18 protein-coding genes and 4 pseudogenes are annotated in these 21,330 nt (G+C 40.7%); 16 read left to right on the top strand and 6 right to left on the bottom strand.

The genetic code is table 11. The annotated features are described in order from the left end of the window. Positions 1 to 24 precede the first annotated feature (24 nt). From J5O05_RS07000 to J5O05_RS06960, 11 genes and pseudogenes are all read left to right on the top strand, one after another. Positions 25 to 999, top strand: a pseudogene (locus J5O05_RS07000) (ISAs1 family transposase). 310 nt (positions 1,000 to 1,309) lie between these two features. Next, positions 1,310 to 2,074, top strand: a complete 765-nt coding sequence (locus J5O05_RS06995) for a glycosyltransferase family protein (RefSeq protein WP_208844168.1) — start codon at positions 1,310 to 1,312, stop codon at positions 2,072 to 2,074. Positions 2,075 to 2,241: 167 nt separating this feature from the next. Continuing rightward, positions 2,242 to 3,134, top strand: a pseudogene (locus J5O05_RS06990) (IS30 family transposase). A gap of 116 nt (positions 3,135 to 3,250) precedes the next feature. Further along, complete coding sequence (locus tag J5O05_RS06985; protein WP_208844167.1) at positions 3,251 to 4,669, top strand: mannose-1-phosphate guanylyltransferase/mannose-6-phosphate isomerase; 1,419 nt, start codon at positions 3,251 to 3,253, stop codon at positions 4,667 to 4,669. 1 nt (position 4,670) lies between these two features. Next, on the top strand, positions 4,671 to 5,369 hold the full coding sequence (locus tag J5O05_RS22710; protein WP_341874712.1) for a phosphohexomutase domain-containing protein: 699 nt from the start codon (positions 4,671 to 4,673) through the stop codon (positions 5,367 to 5,369). Further along, complete coding sequence (locus tag J5O05_RS22705; protein ID WP_341874711.1) at positions 5,362 to 6,093, top strand: phosphohexomutase domain-containing protein; 732 nt, start codon at positions 5,362 to 5,364, stop codon at positions 6,091 to 6,093. Before J5O05_RS22710 ends, J5O05_RS22705 begins: the two co-directional genes overlap by 8 nt. Then, positions 6,083 to 6,640, top strand: a complete 558-nt coding sequence (locus J5O05_RS06975) for a glycosyltransferase family 2 protein (RefSeq protein WP_244369894.1) — start codon at positions 6,083 to 6,085, stop codon at positions 6,638 to 6,640. The genes J5O05_RS22705 and J5O05_RS06975 overlap by 11 nt, the downstream gene beginning before the upstream one ends. 96 nt (positions 6,641 to 6,736) lie before the next feature. Then, positions 6,737 to 7,438, top strand: coding sequence for an NAD-dependent epimerase/dehydratase family protein (locus J5O05_RS22700; protein ID WP_341874710.1), 702 nt, complete (start codon positions 6,737 to 6,739; stop codon positions 7,436 to 7,438). Further along, positions 7,438 to 7,776 carry a Rossmann-fold NAD(P)-binding domain-containing protein gene (locus J5O05_RS22695; protein ID WP_341874709.1) on the top strand — a complete coding sequence of 113 codons (339 nt, stop codon included), beginning with the start codon at positions 7,438 to 7,440 and terminating at the stop codon, positions 7,774 to 7,776. Before J5O05_RS22700 ends, J5O05_RS22695 begins: the two co-directional genes overlap by 1 nt. Before the next feature lies 1 nt (position 7,777). After that, complete coding sequence (locus J5O05_RS06965; protein ID WP_208844166.1) at positions 7,778 to 8,335, top strand: sugar transferase; 558 nt, start codon at positions 7,778 to 7,780, stop codon at positions 8,333 to 8,335. 478 nt (positions 8,336 to 8,813) lie between these two features. Continuing rightward, a pseudogene (locus J5O05_RS06960) lies at positions 8,814 to 10,758 on the top strand (polysaccharide biosynthesis protein). A 297-nt stretch (positions 10,759 to 11,055) separates the two neighbouring features. On the opposite strand, the gene J5O05_RS06955 reads toward J5O05_RS06960, so the two are convergent. Both J5O05_RS06955 and J5O05_RS21740 read right to left on the bottom strand, forming a co-directional pair. Next, positions 11,056 to 12,591: a hypothetical protein gene (locus J5O05_RS06955; RefSeq protein ID WP_244369892.1), complete on the bottom strand. Its 1,536-nt coding sequence runs from the start codon at positions 12,589 to 12,591 to the stop codon at positions 11,056 to 11,058. Positions 12,592 to 12,691: 100 nt separating this feature from the next. Further along, positions 12,692 to 13,129, bottom strand: coding sequence for a YjbH domain-containing protein (locus J5O05_RS21740; protein ID WP_244369890.1), 438 nt, complete (start codon positions 13,127 to 13,129; stop codon positions 12,692 to 12,694). Between the two features lie 138 nt (positions 13,130 to 13,267). On the opposite strand from J5O05_RS21740, the gene gloA2 reads away from it, so the two are divergent. Next, entirely contained in the window at positions 13,268 to 13,654 is a 387-nt protein-coding gene (gene gloA2 / locus J5O05_RS06950; RefSeq protein WP_208844165.1) for an SMU1112c/YaeR family gloxylase I-like metalloprotein, read from the top strand. A gap of 522 nt (positions 13,655 to 14,176) precedes the next feature. Further along, positions 14,177 to 14,692, top strand: a complete 516-nt coding sequence (locus J5O05_RS06945; protein WP_208844164.1) for a hypothetical protein — start codon at positions 14,177 to 14,179, stop codon at positions 14,690 to 14,692. Here J5O05_RS06945 and J5O05_RS06940 read toward each other — a convergent pair. The 3 genes from J5O05_RS06940 to J5O05_RS06930 are packed head-to-tail and all read right to left on the bottom strand — an operon-like array spanning position 14,676 to position 18,660. Then, the gene (locus J5O05_RS06940; RefSeq protein ID WP_208844163.1) at positions 14,676 to 15,587 is read right to left on the bottom strand and encodes a GGDEF domain-containing response regulator; all 912 of its coding nucleotides are present in this window, start codon (positions 15,585 to 15,587) and stop codon (positions 14,676 to 14,678) included. The two genes, J5O05_RS06945 and J5O05_RS06940, sit on opposite strands and share 17 nt — an antisense overlap. Then, positions 15,587 to 16,006: a response regulator gene (locus J5O05_RS06935; RefSeq protein WP_208844162.1), complete on the bottom strand. Its 420-nt coding sequence runs from the start codon at positions 16,004 to 16,006 to the stop codon at positions 15,587 to 15,589. Before J5O05_RS06935 ends, J5O05_RS06940 begins: the two co-directional genes overlap by 1 nt. After that, positions 16,003 to 18,660, bottom strand: a complete 2,658-nt coding sequence (locus J5O05_RS06930; protein WP_208844161.1) for a PAS domain-containing sensor histidine kinase — start codon at positions 18,658 to 18,660, stop codon at positions 16,003 to 16,005. The genes J5O05_RS06935 and J5O05_RS06930 overlap by 4 nt, the downstream gene beginning before the upstream one ends. A 284-nt stretch (positions 18,661 to 18,944) precedes the next feature. Between J5O05_RS06930 and J5O05_RS06925 the strand changes: the two genes are divergently transcribed. The 3 genes and pseudogenes from J5O05_RS06925 (at position 18,945) to rfbD (ending at position 21,018) form a co-directional block, all read left to right on the top strand. Beyond that, positions 18,945 to 19,112 (top strand): hypothetical protein, encoded by a 168-nt coding sequence (locus J5O05_RS06925; protein ID WP_208844160.1) that lies wholly within the window; start codon positions 18,945 to 18,947, stop codon positions 19,110 to 19,112. 494 nt (positions 19,113 to 19,606) lie between these two features. Next, a pseudogene (rfbC, locus tag J5O05_RS06920) lies at positions 19,607 to 20,143 on the top strand (dTDP-4-dehydrorhamnose 3,5-epimerase). Further along, entirely contained in the window at positions 20,140 to 21,018 is an 879-nt protein-coding gene (gene rfbD, locus J5O05_RS06915; protein ID WP_208844159.1) for a dTDP-4-dehydrorhamnose reductase, read from the top strand. The pseudogene rfbC and the gene rfbD overlap by 4 nt, the downstream one beginning before the upstream one ends. 63 nt (positions 21,019 to 21,081) lie before the next feature. Here rfbD and J5O05_RS06910 read toward each other — a convergent pair whose 3' ends face one another. Continuing rightward, positions 21,082 to 21,330 (bottom strand): YfhL family 4Fe-4S dicluster ferredoxin, encoded by a 249-nt coding sequence (locus J5O05_RS06910; protein WP_208844158.1) that lies wholly within the window; start codon positions 21,328 to 21,330, stop codon positions 21,082 to 21,084.

Raw genomic sequence — 21,330 nt, 5'->3', positions numbered from 1 at the left:
TTTTTCAGATTAAGCAGCCCAATTATGTCAGCCAATACGTTGTTCGAACACTTTTCTTCCATTGATGACCCACGCCAGCAATGCAAAGTGCAACATCCATTATTCGATATTCTGTTTCTAACTATCAGTGCCGTAATCGCAGGTTGCCAAGGTTGGGAAGAAATTGAAGATTTTGCCCATGACAAACTATCTTAGTTACGTAAATTTATAGCATTATCGAACGGTGTGCCTCGGCGCGACACGATTGCAAGGGTTATAAGCCGTATCGTTATGACCTAGTTTCAAGCTAGTTTTTCTCAATGGATGCAAAATTGCAGTGAGCTAACAGACGGCAGCGTGGTTGCCATTGATGGAAAAAGGCTAAAAGGTTCATATAAACAGTCTGATAGAAAAGATGCTATCCATATTCTCAGTGCGTTTGCCTGTGAAAATGGCGTGGCGTAGGTCAATGCAAGACCGACTCGAAGTCCAATGAAATCACAGCAATCCCAGAGTTGCTGCAGCTACTAGAGCTAAAAGGTTGCTTAGTGACGATTGCTGCGATGGACTGCCAAAAGGAGATTGCGAAGCAAATTTTAGACAAAGAAGCGGATTATTTACTGGCTCTCAAAGCCAATCAGGGCGGCCGTTGTCTGCCATGATATGGCTCAAATTCCCGCAAGTGCTAGCTGGCCCAATTTATAAAGTGTAGGCGCGATAGTGTCTTACCGTAAATCGGTTAACCAACAGCAAGGAGAGTTAACATATCAATATTACATAAGCTCAGTGAACTTGAGTGCGCAAAGACTAGCTGAAGCCACACGATCACATTGGCATATTGAGAACAGTCTTCATTGGTGTTTGGGTGTGGCAATGAATGAAGGTGGTTGACGTATACGCCGCGACGGTGCAGCAGAAGTGTTTGCTGGTGTAAGACATATTACATTGAATTTATTAAAGAAAGAGACACCCTTTAACAAAGGTGTGCGCGCTAAGCAGCAAAAAACGAGTGCTATTTAGAAAGGGTATTGATTAGCAAGAGATTTTTCTTGTTCTTGCCCTGGATTTTTTATTGGATGGATTCTAGCTGTAATTTAGGGTTTGGTGCGATTGGTAATTTTTTTTGTGATATAATAATATTTGGCTTTGTTGTTTATTTGTGGTTGTTGTAAGTTTTCTTATTTCTTTTAATTTTGATGTTGCTTTTATATTAAAGGTTAAGTAATTTGTTGTGTATGTTTTTTAATGATTTTCATGCGTATTGCTAATAATGATTTTGCTTTTAAGTCTTCTTCGCCTTTTGGTGTTAAAGTTGTGAGTTGGTTTTGGTATGGTAAGGTATTTAATTTGTGTAGTCTCTCATGGGCATGCTCGTTATATCTTAGATAATAAAGAGCTTGCTGAGCTTTCAGAGTTTGATAATGTCGATATTGTAGTTAGAGATAATTTGGGTGAGTTATCTTTAAAAGAGTACTGCGCTCAAAATGGTTTTGCTTATTTGCATAGCCCATTACCTCTTGGGTTTGGTGATAACAATAATGCTGTTTTTGATTATGGTGTGCGGGAATTGGGTTTTACAGACCAAGACTGGTTTCTAATGATTAACCCTGATGTGTTAATAGAGAAGGAGCAGTTTAAAGCTTTGATTGTTGAGCTAAATGAAGGGCGGAGAGATTTTTACACTATTAATTTGTATAAAGATCATGGTTTTACAATACCGGAGAATTCTGTTAGGTATTTCGCTGGTTTTCTAAGTTTATTTAACCCCATTTTATTAAGGCCAATTAACTCGATTTATGATAAGAGTGTTTTGGAGGATAATTCTTATGTAGAATGGGCTTCTGGGGCGTTTCTGTGTATAAAGTTTGGTGTCTTTGGTCGTGTTGGTGGTTTTGATTCGCGTTACTTTATGTACTTTGAAGATGTGGATTTGTGTTTTCGATTGAAAGAGCAGGGAGTGTATTTGACTTATCTAAAAAATATTAAAGCGATTCATTGTGGGCAGTATAAAAATCGCTCTCTCTTTTCAAAGCATTTTAGATGGTATTTAAGCAGTCTTTTTAGGTTTTTGTTTGTTCGAAGGCGTTTTATTTAATTTGTTTATTCGTTTTTTATTAAAGCGTGATTTCAGATAATAAGTGCGGCACTCATAGAAAAGTGTATAAGAGGAAGCCAACAGTTAAAAATTTTAAGATTTTCTCTCCCAAATAAACAAGCAGTAATACTATTAGTTATCAGCCGTTGTCCTAGGGGAGAAAATACCTGATTTCTAGCCATTTGGAACTGGGAGTTTCAATCTCTGAAAATGCCAAAAGAATTGAAGTGCCACCGTGCAACGGTGAATCGTGAGTTAAAAAGAAACCAAACACACGTTAGTTATCGCTCTCAGAATGCTCACATTTATTCTGCTAGCAGGTGCAAATTAGTTCGCAAGTATCGAATACGAGCTAAGCTAATTTAGTTCGTGCATTTGTTGTTTAGTATTGATTGAATTCCTTAGCAAATTTCCCATGTTCTAACAAGCATGGGAGTTTGCGTTAGCTATGAATGGATTTATCGCTATGTTGCTAGTCGAGTTAAATACCAAGGCGGCAAGCTTTATCGTCATTTGAGATAGAGGCGAAAGCGAGATCGCAAAGGCGCTAAAATAGAAAGCCCCCCAAAAAAGCGGTATCAATTAATGGGCGCCCATCAATTATCGATAGTAGAGAACGCTTTGGGGATTGGGAAATCGGCACAGTGTTAGGCTAGTATGGCACGGGAGCTATCGTGACCATTTTTGAGCGGAAAAGGCGCTTTTATTTGGCTAAGAAAATACCATCAAAATCGATAGATGCAATGATAAACGCAATAATCGGTATACTAATGCCACTCGAAGACTGTATGAACACAATCACTGCAGATAATGATAGATAATTAGCAGGCCATGAGCAGATTAGAGTTTTACTAGATGCTGAAATGTATTTTACCTATCTGTATAGCTCCTGGGAGCGAGGCGCAAACGAAAACGTCAATGGTCTGTTGAGGCATATGTGAAGAAAGGTGCGGACTTGAGAAAGGTAGCTGATGAGGATATTCCGCTCGCCCAATCAATGATTAACAATCGTCTTAAAAGGTGTTTAGGGTTCGAGCAGCCGTTATTTTTAATGAATTAGTAATGGTCGCTTGATATTAGAAAGTGCTGCACGTCTAAGTTGAATTCGGGCTTTTGAACTTTGTTTGGGAAAGTTTGCGATTTTCCCTTTAGGATATACTTTTAGAGGAATGTTAGATGATTTTACCAGTAATAATGGCCGGTGGTTCGGGAACAAGGTTATGGCCACTATCTCGAGGTAATTACCCAAAGCAATTTTTGTCGCTAAATGGCGACTTGACGATGCTGCAACAAACGGTAGAGCGTTTAAAAGGCATTGAGCACAAGCGAGTTATGCTCATCTGCAATGAAGAACATCGCTTTATTGCAGCTGAGCAATTGCGTCAACTAGGCATTCAGCATGGCGGTATTTTCTTAGAGCCTGTTGGCCGAAATACCGCGCCTGCAATTGCGTTGGCAGCATTCAAGGCAATTGAAAGCAATGATGATGCAATGCTATTGGTGTTAGCCGCAGACCATATCATTAAAAATACCGCTGCTTTTCAGCAAAGCGTTGTAGCTGCACAACTACTTGCAGAGCAAGGAAAGCTAGTTACCTTTGGTATCGTTGGCGACAAACCTGAAACAGGTTATGGCTACATCAAACGTGGTACCGCGATACTGAATAGTCAAGCATTTGTGGTCGAGCGTTTTGTTGAAAAGCCAGATGTAACCACAGCAAAAGAATACATGGCTTCAGGTGAATATTATTGGAATAGCGGTATGTTTATGTTTAGAGCAAGTCGTTATTTGGAAGAGTTAAAAGTCCATCGGCCAGATATCTATGATGCGTGTAAAAAGGCAATTGCTGTGCAAAATACCGATATGGACTTTATCCGTGTTGATAAAGCGGCGTTTGAAGCCTGTCCTGACGAATCTATTGATTATGCGGTAATGGAAAAAACACGCGATGCGGTCGTTATCCCTATGGATGCAGGGTGGAGTGATGTTGGCGGTTTTGCGGCACTTTGGGAAGTCTCTGAGCAAGATGAAAACGGTAACGCTTTCAAGGGCAATGTTAAAGCGATTGACACCCATAATACGCTAGTGTTTGGTGACAACCAGCTTGTTGCAACAGTCGGCGTTAGTGATTTAGTGATTGTTAACACTAAAGATGCCGTTTTGGTTGCTCATAAAGACAAAGCACAAGAAGTAAAACAAATAGTTAATCAATTAAAGGCTGAAAAGCGCTCAGAAGTGACCTTCCATCGAGAAGTTTTCCGTCCTTGGGGCAAATACGACTCGGTTGACAGTGGAGAGCGTTTTCAAGTGAAGCGTATTACAGTGAAGCCAGGCGCGAAGTTGTCAGTGCAAATGCATCATCATAGAGCCGAGCATTGGATTGTGGTTTCTGGTACTGCAAAAGTGCAAATTAATGATACAGAGCAGTTTGTTACTGAGAATGAGTCGGTGTACATTCCAATCACGGCGGTGCATGCGTTAGAAAACCCAGGCAAGGTTGATTTAGAGCTGATTGAAGTTCAGTCGGGCTCTTACCTAGGTGAAGATGATATTGTTCGCTTTGAAGATCGCTATGGACGTGTTGAGGGGAAGTAATATGCTAACGACTAAGCAAATTATCCAAGAGAGTGGTATTGCGTTTGGAACAAGCGGTGCTCGCGGTTTAGTTGTAGATTTTACTCCAAATGTTTGCGCAGCGTTCGCAATAGCGTTTGTCGAAAGCATTAAGCCGCGTTTTCAGTTTGAAACAATTGCACTTGCAATCGATAATCGCCCCAGTAGTTTAGGAATGGTACAAGCTATAGCAAGTGCTCTAGATAAAATTGGTGTGCAAACTGAATATCACGGTGTGGTGCCAACACCTGCATTGGCTTATTACGCCATGCTGCATAAGTTGCCGTGTATCATGGTAACAGGTAGTCATATTCCATTTGATAGAAACGGTCTAAAGTTTTATCGCCCAGATGGTGAAATTACTAAAGAGGATGAGCAAGCTATTGTAAACATTGATGTTGCTTTACCGGAACTAGGTGATTTTGGCAAATTAACGTTGTTATCTGGTGCACAAGAGGCTTACATTGAGCGCAATACAAGTATATTCGATTCTAACACACTTGGAGGAAAGCGTATTGGTATTTACGAGCACTCAAGTGCGGGGCGCGATACCTACAAACAGATATTCGAGGCACTAGGTGCAGAAGTGATTTCGCTAGGCCGAAGCGATGAGTTCGTACCCATTGATACAGAAGCTGTCAGCGAAGAAGATAAAAGGCGAGTCTCGAAAATGGGTGGTTGAACATCAATTAGATGCGCTTTTTTCTACTGATGGCGACGGTGATAGACCGCTACTTTCCGATGAACAAGGTGAGTGGCTTCGAGGGGATGTTTTGGGTTTGCTTTGCAGCAAAGCATTAAAAATAGACGCTCTAGCTGTTCCTGTAAGCTGCAATACGGCCATCGAAAAATGTGATTTTTTTAAACATGTCGAACGGACTAAAATTGGTTCCCCATATGTCATAGCTGGATTTGAAAAGTTAGGAAAAAGCTTTAATTTAGTAGCTGGATTTGAAGCTAATGGTGGTTACCTATTGGCTTCTGATATCTTGGTAAATGGCAAGTTGCTAAAAGCATTGCCTACACGGGATGCTATTTTGCCCGTTATCTCAGTTTTAGCCGAGTCAGAATCTCTTATCAACCAAGTAAATAAATTACCAAAACGCTTTACTGCGAGTGACAGGTTAAAGGACTTTCCAACGTTGAAAAGTCAGCAATTATTACTTGATATTAAAACTAATCCAATAAGTTTTTTAAAAGGCTTAGGTCTAACTCAAGAAATAGTAGACCTCAATCAAATAGATGGCTTAAGAATAACTTTTGTAGATGATGTGGTGGTTCATTTTCGCCCCTCTGGAAATGCGCCTGAACTAAGATGTTATGTGGAAGCAAAAGCTCAAAATATTGCCTTAAACCTTCTGGAAAGCACCTTATCATCTATAAAGAGTGTACTTTGTGAAAATTAGTATAATCACCGTCTGTTACAACAGCGCAGCAATAATTGAAGACACCATAAAATCTGTTATAGCTCAAACTTACGATAACATAGAATACATTATAGTCGACGGTGGGTCCAAGGATGAGACTTTAACGATAGTAGAAAAATATAAAGAGCATGTAGATGTTTTGATTTCTGAACCTGATAAGGGTATTTACGATGCAATGAATAAGGGGATTGAGGTTTCGACTGGTGAAATAGTGGGGATCTTAAATTCTGATGACTTTTATGAAAGAGAAGATGTAATTAGAGCGGTGGTAGAAAACTTTGATTCATCTATAGATTTATTATTTGGTGACTTAGTATTTGTCAAGCCAGAAAATTTAAAGAAAGTTACTCGTTATTATTCTTTACCTAAATTTAAAAGATGGCATTTGAGGTTTGGTTGGATGCCCCCTCATCCAGCTACGTTTATTAGAAAGGAGGTGTATAACCAATTTGGGTTGTATAAAACGCATTATAGAATCTCGGCAGATTATGAGTTTTTGTGCGATTATTCTTGGTCAAGAAATTAAAATTTGGTTATATAGACAAGATATTAGTTAGAATGAGAGACGGAGGAGTAAGTACGTCAGGGATTAGGAGCCTCACTTTCGCTTAATAGTGAGATCGTGCAAGCATGTACTGAAAATAATGTATATACAAATTTGCTATTTGTACTTAGTAAAATACCTTTCAAGCTTTTTGAATTATTTAAAGGCCTAAGAATGAGCGATAAGATTTTATTAACCGGTTACTCGGGATTTGTAGGTCATCACTTTTTGAATATTGTGCAATCACTAGAAAGTTTGCATTTACTTGGCCGAACAAATCCTCCAAATGGTTACAAATATTTACAAGCAAATATAGATGCAACATCGGAGTATTTTAAGGTACTGGAGGGGGTTGGGGTTGTAATTCACATTGCCGCTCGCGTCCAGGTTATGAGAGAAACAGGTCTGAATTCACAGCAAGAGTTCCGAGAGACAAATACAATCGGTACTCTTAATCTAGCCAAGCAAGCAGCTAATGCAGGTGTTAAGCGATTTGTATTTGTTAGTTCTGTCAAAGTTAATGGTGAGAGCACAACTAATAAGCCGCCTTTTAGATTCGATGACGAGCATCGTCCAGAAGACCCTTACGGAATTTCGAAATCAGAAGCTGAACAAAAGTTGTTTGATTTAGGAAAAGAAACAGGAATGGAAATAGTGGTGATTCGGCCTCCATTAGTTTATGGAGAAGGGGTTAAAGCCAATTTTGCTTCATTAATGAAGCTTGCTTCAAAAAAATCCTGTTACCATTTGGGGCAATTAGCGCGAATAAACGCAGCTTAGTGTCAGTATATAATTTGATTGATTTAATAAGAACGTGTATCGAACACCCTAAAGCAGCTAACCAAACGTTTTTAGTTTCTGACGATAATGACCTTTCAACCAAAGAAATAGTTGAGTTAATGGCGAAAGTACAAGGAAAGAAATTAATTAATCTACCTGTTCCTGTTAAGTTGTTCGCGTTGTTAGGTAGGTTGACTAGTAAGCAAGCCGTTGTAGATAGGCTCATAGGGTCATTGCAGGTTGATATTTCACACACAAAGGACACGTTAGGTTGGGTGCCTCCATACTCAGTAGAGCATGGTTTTAAATTGGCGGCCAAAGGATTAAAGGATAAGTAACATGTTACGACTTTTCGATATTTTGTTTGCATTTTTTGGTTTGTTATTCGCAATCCCTTTTTTAGTCATTTTATTTGTTATAGGCTTATTCGATACTGGCTCGCCTGTTTTTCGGCAAAAGCGTGTTGGTAAAAATAAAAAACCATTTACTTTAGTGAAGTTTCGTACAATGACGGTCGGTACTGAATCGGTTGCTAGCCATTTAGCAAATTCAGCTGAGATTACCAAGTTTGGGGCTTTCATGCGTCGAACTAAGTTGGATGAATTGCCGCAGTTATGGAATGTGTTAAAAGGTGAAATGAGTTTAGTTGGTCCTCGTCCCAATCTTTTTAACCAAGAAGACTTGATCGTAGAGCGAGAAAAATTAGGTGTGTATGACTTTCGTCCAGGTATAACAGGACTGGCCCAAATTCAAAATATCGATATGTCTACACCTGCGCTGCTTGCAAAAACCGATAAAGAAATGATTGATTCGTTAAATGTAGCTAAGTACTTTCAATATATTATTGCTACTGTTGCTGGTAGTGGCAGTGGTGATGCGGTTAAGAATAGAGACTAAGTGATAAAGTGTTTTATCTAATGCTTTTGGTTGGTATGTCGATTTATTGAACATACAGGATTCGTTACCGTAATATTAATGAGGTAAATGAGCGAGACGTTCTTCGGTTTAGCGGCAATTTTACTAAGGTCTATTAAGAAAAGGCGTTGATTAATAGTCATGGTGACGAACTGAAAGTTTACCGAATGCGGTTGAATTAGGAGAAAGGTCTATAATGTTTTTGGTACACCCAACATTAAAAGACTGTGAAATTGAAAAAACGGTAGCTGCAATAAAAACGGTTTATGCACTTGCTTCAATAGAGCAATCCTAGTTTCTGGGTAAGAGTATCTTACCCTCTCTGTTTTTGCTAGAACTGATACTTTTTTCATCATTTTAAATATTTCTTCATACTTTCTCCTTTTTGTTTAGATACAAATAACAAGCTATAGTTACTAGCGACATAGGTCAGTTGATGTGACCCTTTTAAGGATATACATTGGAAAGTTTATTGCGCTCCTTATTTAGTGCATCTCGCACTCACAAACGTCTTGTGACATTGTTTTTCGATTTCTTGTGCATTGTAGTTTCTTATTGGCTAGCACTTGTTATTAGATTAGATAGTGTTGACCCAATAACTGAACTGGATAACTGGCTTGTCCTAATCCCTCTGATACCAATCAGTTTACTTACTTTCGTAAAGTTAGGTCTCTATCGTGCTGTATTACGTTATGTAACAACACAAGCTATTTGGGCTGTGGCAGGAGGAGCAATCATCAGTACTATATCTTTAGTGATGATTTCATTCTTTATGCAAATCCATATACCACGGACACTACCATTTATTTACGCTTTGCTGGTGCTAATAATGGTCGGAGGGTCACGCATTGTTGCACGTTCATTGTTGAGTCGAATGACTCTCAAGACAAAAGAACCTGTTGTTATTTACGGGGCAGGAGATGCCGGCAGGCAGTTGGCTTATGCACTTTGGTCAAGTCCAGAATATTATGTTACAGCTTTTATTGATGATAGTGAGATAAAACAAGGCGCAATTATTCAAGGTATCCAAGTTGTTGACATAACACAACTGCAGGAGCTGATAGAAAAGAAGAAAGCGAGCAAAGTATTATTGGCTATGCCCTCTGTAAATCGAGCTCGCAAAAAAGAGATATTGGCCTTGCTTGAACCATACTCGATAAAAGTTCTTACAGTTCCAGGTATTGCGGATGTTATAGAAGGGAAAGCCAATCTGTCTGAGTTTCGAGAAATAGAAATAGAAGATTTATTGGGGCGTGATTCTGTAGAGCCTAAGGATGAGCCTCATCAAGGCTAATATTGAAAATAAAGTCGTGATGGTCACAGGTGCAGGAGGCTCAATAGGCTCTGAACTTAGTAGGCAAATTATATGCTATAAGCCAAATAAAATAGTGCTTTTTGAACTATCCGAGTTTGCTTTGTATTCTATTGATAAAGAGTTACAAGAAATTAAATCAAACGAAGGTTACGATGTTGAAATTATTCCAATTATAGGGTCGGTTCAACATATTAATCGACTCGAAAACTGTATGAAAGCATTCCGCGTTCAAACAGTATATCATGCAGCCGCCTACAAACATGTGCCATTAGTCGAACATAATGTGGTTGAGGGTGTAAGAAATAATGTATTTGGAACCTATTACGCAGCCAAAGCTGCGATGCAAACTAAAGTAGAAACGTTTGTACTTATTTCAACCGATAAGGCCGTTCGCCCGACTAACGTTATGGGGGCGACAAAGCGCATGGCTGAGCTAGTTCTGCAGGCGTTTGCACAAAATGTGGAGAAAAGAACAACGCGTTTTTGCATGGTTCGTTTTGGGAATGTTTTAGGCTCCTCGGGCTCCGTAGTCCCTTTATTTAGAAAGCAAATTGCTGAGGGTGGACCGATAACTTTAACACATCATGATATTACTCGATATTTTATGACCATCCCAGAAGCTGCGCAGTTAGTTATTCAAGCTGGAGCTATGGGCAAAGGTGGAGATGTATTCGTCCTTGATATGGGAGAAAGTGTCAAAATCATGGACTTGGCTGAAAAAATGATTCGATTGTCAGGCTTAGAGGTGAAGTCTGCCCAAAATCCATTTGGTGATATTGAGATTAAATGTACCGGTCTTCGCCCTGGTGAAAAGCTATATGAAGAGTTATTAATAGGTGACAACGTTTTAAATACAAGTCACGAGCGAATTATGACAGCAAGAGAAGTTATGTTACCTTTTGCTGAATTGAATGTCTTTTTAGAAGCCTTGGATATTGCTTGCCACAATTTTGATCATGAGGCTATCCGTCAGTTGCTAATTGATGCACCAACAGCTTTCACGCCTACTGATGGAATATGTGATTTGGTGTGGAAACAAAAGGCTGAAAGCGGAAAACAAAATAATGTAGTGAGCTTTAAAGCGAGTTAGGTTCAATTAACTCAAGTTAAAGTAGCGGGTTAGCAAATGCAATTAAAGTACTGGAGAACTTGAGCTCACAGCTCTATTTTAAAAAAATATAAAGGTATTGCCTAAAAAATTAGCTGTTAATCAGCAGAAGTTTGGCTTCTCGAGCATCTAGCTATCAGCATAATGGGTCTATTTAACGCATTGGTTTTTTGAGTAACCGATGCATTCGTTTAAATGCTTCAACTAGCAGCTAAAGTTCATCCCTCACTTTTATCGTAGAAAATCCAAAGCCACCTTATTGAAAAGGTGGCAATTTTCTCAATTAAACGTGATATATGCTTCTTTAAGACGTTCCACATGATTCAGCACGTAATCAGAAGAGAGTCTATCCTGGTTCAAAAAGTTACGTTCAATACTCTGATTTGTTTGTAATTGAACGGCTGTACCAAAACTTAAATCGTTACGTGTTTCGCCAATACGAGTACGTATTTGATGTCGCCAGTTTTTATTACCAGTTAGTTGGCCAAACTCGGTAACGCCGTAATCCTTACGTGACGTAAGTGGAATATTCAAACCAATACCGACCATTTGAACGTCTGTATTTTGGTAGAAAAGGTCGATGGCGGTATCGCCAAACCAGAATTTACTTTCGAGCTTAAAGCCTGTATCACCATAGAAAAATTTACCAGCTTTGGCTGACAGAGTGATGTCGTAGTCGCTCAAGTTATAGCGGTACCCGCCTAAGTAGGTTTTCCGATTACCCGAGTAATCTTTGTATTCAAAATAACCAGCTTCAAAGCTAAATTGGTGTGTCCCTTGTGGGCTTTGCCAAACGCTTTGGTTTTTTGCGCCGTAGTAATCGTAATATTCGTTGTAAATACCAACTTGGGTTTGGTTATAGACGTTAAATGGTAGTTTTACTGTTTGCGTGAAGAGGATGTCTTTAACACCGCTCTTGTGCTCGTAGTAGTGGAATGGTTTACCTTCCTTGTAATCGTCGGAGCTCGCGACGTGTTGACGTGCTGATACATCAATCGAGGCACCTTGCCAAAGTGGCAAACTTACGTCTGCTTGAAGCGCCAATGAATAGTCAAGCACTCCGAGTTCAGTTGCAAAGCCTGTTACAAGTGCAGGACTTAAGCTCACTCTAGGCTTCCAATAAGGGGCATTTTTTGCTCCATGATGGACCCATTTTAATCCACCACGTTCAACATAATCGTTTTGATTCACAGCTAAATCAGGAAGGCTGCCATTTTCTATGAATGCTTGGTAACTTGCGACTAAGCCTTTTAGTTGAATTTGTTGGATATCAAACTTTTTCATCGTTACAGTGAAACGAAGTTCCGAAGGCATTGATGCCTGAATTCGTCCAAGCACCAAACCAAGCGCATCGAGTTCATTGCGATTAAAGACATGGTTTTCAAAAATGACACTGATCTCTTGATTGTTAAAGCCTACTTCGACATTCTCAAAGCCATCTTTTAGTAACGCATATTTTAGTTGGATAACTTGCTGCTCTAAATTGGATGTTTGCGTATCTTGGTTTTCACTGTCATTCACATAATATGACTGCTTAGTAAGTGAGTTTGCTTTTATAAATTTGGCGTTTTCCATCGGCATTGGCGCAGCGAAAGCTTTTGCCCTATGCTCGTTTATCATCACGTTAAACTTGGCGTTAATGCCGAAGTAAGCACTGTCTTCATTTCGGTTATCATCCACATCACTATATAGTTTACCACTGAGTGTTAAGTCGACCCAATCACCTGTCCATTCAGATGGAACATGTACTTTAACACCGGCATTCAGAGCCTGAGCATCGTGTTCAGCGGCAATAGTCAGCCATGTAAAAGGCATCCATTCTACCCCCCAAACGCACCATCTAAACGCCCTGTGGCATTTTCAGTTGTGCCGCCGCCAAGCGTAATACGAAAATCGCCGATCTCTTTACTTGCCGCTACATAATATGCTTCGAAATTATTGGCTGCCCCCCTAAGTCTTGAGCACCAATCGCTAGTGAAAACCAGTCTTTAGGAATATAAGGAATTTGATATTTGGCGTTAAAGGAAAGGTCGCGTATCTCACCTTTACCTTCGGAATAAAACAGATTGTGATTCATTGAAGACGCAGCCACTTTGCCTGCAACTTCTAATCCATCAAACAAACCAGCCGTAAAGTTAAAGTTGTGACCATCAACGTATTTGCCTCTAAACTCTAACTGATTATTATAACCAATCGCCATTTCGCCTGTTTTTAGCGTTTCTGCGTTGGGAATGTTGAATAGGCCGGTAAATCCATAATAGGCTTGGTCTGTTTGATTATTTGCAAAAGAAGAGAAGGTCGCGCCTGCACAAAGGCTGGCTAAAAGAAGCTGAGCTTGACGAGAGTGTTTCAAGGTGATGCCCTTTATAAATTATTGTTTCGCCCGCATTTGCGGCGTGTCCTATAGGTGTTTATTATGCCTGCTAACCACGTTTGTTCAAGTTTAATTCGGTGTAACGGCTAAGCAAGTTGAGCTGAGTTTGGAGGTAGTGTGCTTAAACGAATTCATCATATTGCTGTTATTGGCCGCAATTATGAAAAATCGAAATGGTTTTATTGTGAGGTGTTAGGTTTTTCGGTTCTTGCGGAACACTATCAAGCACATCGAGATAGTTATAAAATCGACCTAGTGTTACCAAGTTTGTGTCAGCTTGAATTGTTTATCTTTAAAAGTGCTCCACCTAGGCCCAGTTTTCCAGAAGCCTTGGGGTTGCGCCATTTAGCGTTTGAAGTCGATAATTTGGATGAAGAGATTGAGCGAATTACCCGCTTAGGGATTGAGAGTGAAGCGGTGCGTATTGACCCATACACGAACAAGCGTTTTTGCTTTTTTGCAGACCCGGACGGATTACCCATTGAGTTGTATGAAACAAACTAACACAACGTTAAAGTCTGGCCGAAGTCAGAGAGTCTAACATTGGGTTAAATGAGCGGTAATTAAACGCGAAATCTTAAGGATTTCTAATTCTTTATACTACGCTTGATATATACAGGAAAACTAGGAGGTTTGAATGTGGAAGAGTGGATTTAGGGGGTGGCTAGTACTTGTTACGTTAATCGTGAAGTCCCGCAATAGCATCCGATGTAGTTCGCTACAATCGCTCGCAAACGGTAATCGACCCGAAACAAAACTATTACATAGCATTGTTGACGCTTGCACTGCAAAAAAGTAAGGACCCATTTGGTGATTTTCAACTGCAGGAAGTCTTTATTGAGGAATCAAACCAAGCACGAACACTCGAATTTTTAGAAGCTGGGCAATTTATCGATGTGCACTGGACAATGACCTCAATTGAACGTGAGCGTAAGCTGGGTACGGTATATATTCCGCTGTTAAAGGGAATGATGGGAGACTCGTCTTTTTATCGTTCACAAAGACTCATTACCGCGGCTGAGCCAATTGAAAAATTCATTGAAACTAAAAGAGCTATCGGTAGGAAGTGGATTTGCTTGGCCAGATACGCGAATTTTGAAAGACAATGGTTTTGAAGTAACGGTTGGATCATCCGAGAACTTGATCAATATGTTAGAAAAGAAGCGGTTTGCTTTATTTCCGCGTGCGATTCATGAACCTTGGTCTGAAGTGAGCGGCAGAACGGAGTTAGTTGTAGAGGAAAATCTTGGATTATGCTATCCAGTTGCAATGTATTTTTTTACCAATCAACATAACTCAAGATTACGTGAACGCTTACAATACGGTTTAGAAAAAGCGATTGAAGATGGCAGCTTCGACACGTTGTTTGCGACTCATCCAATTACCGCAGATGTTTTATCGCTAGCGCATTTTGAGCAACGAAAAGTACTACCACTTCAAAACGAAGGTATAACGGCGAGAACACGACAAGTGTTCAATACACCATCTTTAGTTTGGCAGCCAGTATTTGATTGCGTGAAACGTTTTAACCCGCAACTTTAAAACCGAGGCCGTTGGTTTTGGCTTCATACATCACCTGATCCGCCTGACTCAATAGTACTTCTTCACTGATCCCATCTTCGGGGTAAAGAACACCACCAATACTCAGTTCCAATTGGATCTCAACGATTTTGCCATTGAGGTCTTCCACGCAATAAGTGTCAGCTAGTTGCTCATATTTAATGCGTGAAAGTTGTTCTAATTCATCAACGGAATTAATGTGCTTAGCAATAATGACAAACTCATCGCCTCCATAGCGAGCAATGTAGTCTGACGCTCGATTATTCATTTTTAATTTTGCGCCAATCAATTTTAATAGCTGGTCACCTGCTTGATGTCCATATAAGTCATTGACGGGTTTGAATTTGTCTAGATCTATGAATAATAAAGCAAAACGTAGCTGGTGGCGCTGTGCTTCTCGGATGGCTAATTGGATCTGTTCGTCAAAAGCACCGCGGTTGTAAAGCATCGTAAGGCGATCAAGTTTAACGAGTTGCTCCAAATTTTTATGAAGTTCAAATCGCTCTTTTGAGATAACAATCGTTCGACTTAACAGAGGTCCGCTTATATCACTTTTGGGTAAGTAATCCTGTGCGCCAAGTTGAATGGCTTTTTCACCAAAGTGTTCCTCGGCATTGCCAGTTAACACAATGATTGGGACATCATGTGCGAATTGTTTAACCGTCACTAGGGTATTTAACCCGAGACTTTCTGGCAAATTTAAATCAAGAAGCAGTGCATCAGGCCTCACGCTGCCCAGTGTTTGTTTGAGCGACTGTATAGTGCTAAACACTTTTACTCTAAATCGGCGCTTACTTTGAATATTGGCTAAGTACTCTTGCACCAAATAAGCATCGTCTTCATTGTCTTCAAGTAAATAAACCAACCAGCTGTTCATTACACTTCCTTATAAAAACGGTTGAACTTAAACCAATATCTACTCAACGTTTGCAATAGATCGATCATCTCAACGAGAGTCCCCGGTTTGCTGATAAACGATTTTGCACCGAGTTCGTAAGCCCGTTTTACATCATGTTGGTTGCTGGATGTCGTAAATCCGATGAAACACAGGGTATCTTTTTCAGGAAAGGCATTTAACTTTGCCATCGTCTCTAAACCATCCATAAGCGGCATATTTAGATCAATTAGGATAACTTTGTCTCGACAATCCTCTTGTTCAACTAGTTGCATTAATTCAGCGCCATTTCCAAGCACAGCAACATGTGGTTGCGGCTCAAGGTGTTCACAAGCGCTCATAAACAAGTACACGTCATCAGGATCGTCTTCAACTAAAATAATCTCGGCTTTAGTCATCATGAGTTGCTTCTCTCCTTTTTCGGCAATTCTATTTGGAATTGAGCACCAATTTTGTCTATCGGATCGCTACACATAATAGAGCCACCGTGGCGCTTAATAATTTGCTTGCAAATAGCGAGTCCCATACCGCTACCTGGATAGCGGCTTTGTGCATTCAAGCGGCGAAATGGTTCGAATACCTGTTGTCTAAACTCATCGGCAATACCAATACCGTTATCTTGATAGCTGATTTTCCAACTGTAGCTGCTTTCAGTAACACTGATTTTAATAATAGGTACTTCGTCCGGTTGCCGGAATTTAATGCTATTCGCTATCAAATTTTGAAATACCTGAATAAATAACGAATGGTCGAGTTTAAGTTCAATGTCTTCACCGGTATAAAACAATTTGGCTTTGCTTTCATGAAGTATATAACTGAGCTGATCTTGGGTGTCTTCTACAATCGCCTTTAATGTCGTTGGTCGACGAGTGAGTTCTGTGGAGTGAATGCGAGAGAGTTTGAGCAAGTCTTGGATCATTGTCCGCATTCGTGATGCAGAGTCGACTAATCGAGATAGTTCAAATTCAATTTTTTCGTCTTGCTCTGCGTGCGCCTTGAGTCGACTTCGAAGGCTATCTGAAAAGGCTGATATTTTTCTGAGTGGTTCCTGTAAGTCGTGAGAAGCGACAAAAGCAAACTGTTCGAGGTGTGCATTTGACTCCTGCAGTTGATTGAGCAATAAAGTTTGTTCAGTAATATCCACAAACGTACCCAACACAATCTCAGGGGTGGTTTCATTCTTGAACGTAACAACCGTATTCACGCAATAGCACCATACCCAGCTGCCATCTTTGTGTTTAAAGCGGTATTTAATCGGCAGCAATTGACCTTCACTCCCTTGTTTGACCGCTTGCCAATGTGCCGTCATGCTTTCAATATCATCAGGGTGATAGCAGTCATTTTGTGTCTCAACGTCTTGCAGCTCGTCTAAGTCATAGCCAAGCAAATCAATAAAGCGTTGATTGATCCTAACTGTTTTACGTTTACCCAGATGGAATAGGTAAAGACCACAGACCGCGGAATTAATCATTTTTTCCAAAAACTGTTGGTTCTGATTTAACGCCTCTTCTATTTCGATTCGGGTACTAATATCAATTGCCGAGCCAACAATTTTCGTAATACTGTTTTTTTCAAACAATGGGTAGAGTGTCGTTTGATACCATCGAGGCTCGTTGCCTAGAGGGATACATTCGATGTATTCGATAGGCTTAGCTTCTTGGACGCAACGTCGATAATTGCCATTGAGCTGTGCAGTGAGTTCGTCAGAAATGACTGTTTTGGCAAGTTCGGATAGACGTTTACCGATAATGTTGCTGACAGCTATCCCACTGCGACTTGATGCGGTTTCATTGAATTCAAGAAACGTGAAGTCATTTTCTTCAACTTGCAATAACCAAATTGCTTGGCTTGAACCATTATAAATCGCATTGAGAATGTCTGTTTTCTCTTTTACTTGCAGTTCTAACTGCTTGCTGCGTTGAATATTTCTTAATGAGCCAGACATTACAATCGCGTTGCCTTCATCATCAAACTGACTGTCACCAATGGCTGAAAACCAACTGTATTCGCCATCTTTATCGAGTCCAAGATATTGAATTTGGTATTTATCTTTTGAGGCTAGGTGCTGGTTAATCGCATTCATTACCTCCGTTCGATAATCGGGGTGAATATGCGAAAACCAATCTTCGAATTGTGGTTTCTCAATGTGTGCTTTTCCGATGAGTTTCATCAATGTATTCGAATAGACGACGCGGTTCTCTTGTACGTACCATTCCCAAATACCATCTTCCGTCGCATCGATAACTCTTTCCATTCGTTTATGGTAATCAATAAGTTGTGCTTCAATTTGACGTTGTTCAGACAAGTTCAGAAAAGAAATTAATATCATGTCTTGGTCGTGGAGTTTCTCTTGGACTACCGTCATGCTCATTGGGATTTTGGTGCCTTGTGCTGCGACCACATGACAAAGTGCCGTTTGGGTTAGCGACGTTGTCTTTTCTAATAGTTCACCCAAAGAACCGAAGCTGATATCTGGGTCATCAATGGAGATGAAGTCGCTTAGGTGCTTTCCTATGAGCGCCCGTTTGTGTGGGTAATTCAGCTCGCGCAATATTGCTGGGTTGCAATAAACGATTGTTAAACTGTCATCAATAAGTAAAGTACCCGCCGGATGTGCATTTAGCATGAACTGTGTTAATTGATGTTCAGCGACTTGGTTTTTAAGATTGGCACTTTCTTTGTTTGCGTGGACAAGCTCTGCTTGTACGCCTTCAAATTGGATGAGTGTCGGAAGTTTTATCGCTTCGGGGATTAATCTAAACAAATACACTGCGGTGATCAGCGATACCGCTGCTGTTGCAGCCTTGGAGAGGCCTTGTAGGCCGTACGTGCCGTTCCAAACAGTATAAATACCCATTAAATGGGTAATGCCGCACAGCAAAATAAACGCCGAAAACAGCAAAAAGAGCCAATGAAACCCAACATCTTTACGTTTGTTTGCAAAAATTAGGATAGCGATGGGAATGGAGAAATAGGCTGTGGCTATCACCAAATCAGACACGACGTTTGTCCACAAAATGTGTTCTTGCCACAAGTAACAGTGACCGTGCGGCATATAGGCATTGCTGAAGAATGATTTAACGGAATTGAGGCTCCATCTAACTTGTCCCTAATTAGCTGTTTTTTATGGTGCTTTTCTAGTTTAAAAGTAGCTCTTTGGCGTGGAATATCAACCAGTAGTACAACAAGAAATTGTAAATGTGCGAGAGGGGGTTTTTGGTAGCAACAAAGAAGTTGGTGAAGTCTGAGCAATGCGGTCAAATCGCCCAAGTATTATATTGACCAAAAACTACCCGAATGAATATTCCATAACTATACTTATCATGAATGGAGGTGGGTATGTTAAAAGTGAATGTTTACTTCGAGCAAATCGAAGACGCGTTGGAAGAGCGACAAAACCCCGATAGAAGAAAACGGCAGATCCCGATTTCCCCAGAGCAAGAACGACGACGGTCACAACGGCGAAAGAAAACGTCAACAATGAACATGAGGTCGCTATTTGCATGATATGGGCCTACGTTGGTAAGTTGAAAGGCCAGTGGTGCCGTTTTAATTGAGAATTTGAAGAAGTAAATAACAGGAAAACGAGGTCGTCCCCGTTTTCCTGTTTGGATCTGAGGCGTAAAAATTGTTTTTACCAGTTCATTGAGCGTGTCTATGCACGAGATTGGGCTTAACGTAATCAATAACGCAGACACGCATACAAGTGAGTTTGTGATTGGCAAAAGAGAAATGCTAAATCTGGGCATAGGCCGGTCAGCGTTGTTGAATTTGTTTCGTGTGTTGTAAAGTCGAGTCCTTCAAAAATTACTTTCCTATATCAAAAAGCGGTTCGACAGGGCGTTTGTTCAGGTTGCATTGGAGGTTGTGCTTAAAGCTTTATCCTGCGATGAGTTATATGCAATTAGTAAGTAAGAAGTATATTCCGCCTGCTGACAATTATTCTCTACACTGCTCGTATCTCTGATAAACTTATAACATGCTAATTTTTAACACATACTATGAACGTTTTTGACACCCAAATTCACGATGTGAAACTAATCCAACCACAGGTTTTTAGTGACGAACGAGGTTACTTTCTTGAAACATTTCAACAAGAACGTTACGAAGCGCTGTTAGGTTGCTCGCTGCAATTTTTACAAGACAATTACAGCCGCTCAAAAAAAGTGTGCTTAGAGGTTTGCATTTTCAAAAGACGCAGCCGCAAGGCAAGTTGATTCGCGTGAGCGAAGGCGAGATTTTTGATGTGGTGTTCGACCGGCGTGTGGAACTCCCCGTCATTTGGTCAGTGGATAGGGTGTATACTTTCTTCGTCAAATCACCATCAATTATGGGTGCCACCGGGGCTTGCGCATGGTTTTCTCGTGTTGAGTGAGTCCGCTGACGTCGAGTATAAATGCACGACTTTTTACAACCCAAGTGATGAAGGTGCAATACGTTGGGATGACCCTGAAATAGGCATTGAGTGGCCTTTGACGGGAGAACCTTTGGTATCCGAAAAAGACCAAAATGCACCGTTTTGGACGTCGATAAAATGACGTGGATGATTGTTGGGGCAGGAGGGCAACTTGCGTCCTGCTTAATCGATAGACTGCCTCGAACTGTTGCTGTGCACGCCTTTTCTCGGGAGCAGCTCGATATCACCAATGAAGAAAGACTTTTGCAGGTGGTTGAACAAATTAGGCCATCGGTGGTTATCAACTGTGCAGCATTCACACAGGTGGATTTAGCCGAAGAACATCAAGCACAAGCTTATGCCGCCAATGTGTTGGGCGTTGAGATTATTGCTCGTTGTGCCAATCTAGTCGGCGCATTGGTTGTGCATGTTTCAACGGATTATGTCTTTGCCGGAGATGCTCACACGCCTTATGAAGTCGATGCTTTTTGCGCCCCTAAAACGTTTTATGGGCAAACTAAGCTAGAGGGCGAGAGGTTGCTAATCGCGACGGCATTTGATTTTGTGATTGTGCGTACGGCATGGTTGTTTAGTGAATATGGGCAAAACTTTGTCAAAACCATGTTGAAGCTCGCCAACACCCATTCCTCTTTAAAAATCGTAGAGGATCAAATCGGCAATCCGACTTATGCTGGGGATTTGGCGAGGTTTATCATTTGGCTGGTGGAGTCAAAACAATATCGCAATCAAATCACTCATTTTGTCGGAGACAAGTCGCTCAGTTGGGCTGAGTTTGCGAAAGTGATTTTTAATCGAGCATTAACGCTTGGCGTACTTGATAAGGTCCCTGACGTTATTCCAATAACATCGGGCGATTATCCAATTAAAACACCAAGGCCAGCTTACAGCGTATTAGCAACTACGCCTTCACCAGTGCCGAATGACTGGCAAGCATCCTTAGTGCAGGTTTTAGGCTGTGTGGAACGACAGGTGAAAGTATTCTCTTCGCATGATTGAGTGGATTTGATTTTATCTTCAATCTGAGAAGCGAGGCATAACGCCTCGCAGCAGGAGTCAATATCAGCTTTGCGTTAACCGTAAAAACTTTTCGGCTAATTCATCGAGTGTTTCACGCCGTTCTGGATCGGGCTTTACGCAATCGATAGGGCAGACACTGACACACGTTGGTTTGTCGTAATGGCCAACACATTCCGTACACTTATCTGGGTCGATTTCATAAATCTTTGCCCCCATATAAATGGCTTCGTTCGGGCATTCCGGCTCACACATGTCACAGTTGATGCATTTTGAGTTGATGAGCAATGCCAT

This window comes from Pseudoalteromonas xiamenensis (assembly GCF_017638925.1).
Taxonomy (GTDB): Bacteria; Pseudomonadota; Gammaproteobacteria; order Enterobacterales; family Alteromonadaceae; genus Pseudoalteromonas; species Pseudoalteromonas xiamenensis.
This window is presented reverse-complemented; position numbering and strand designations above follow the sequence as displayed.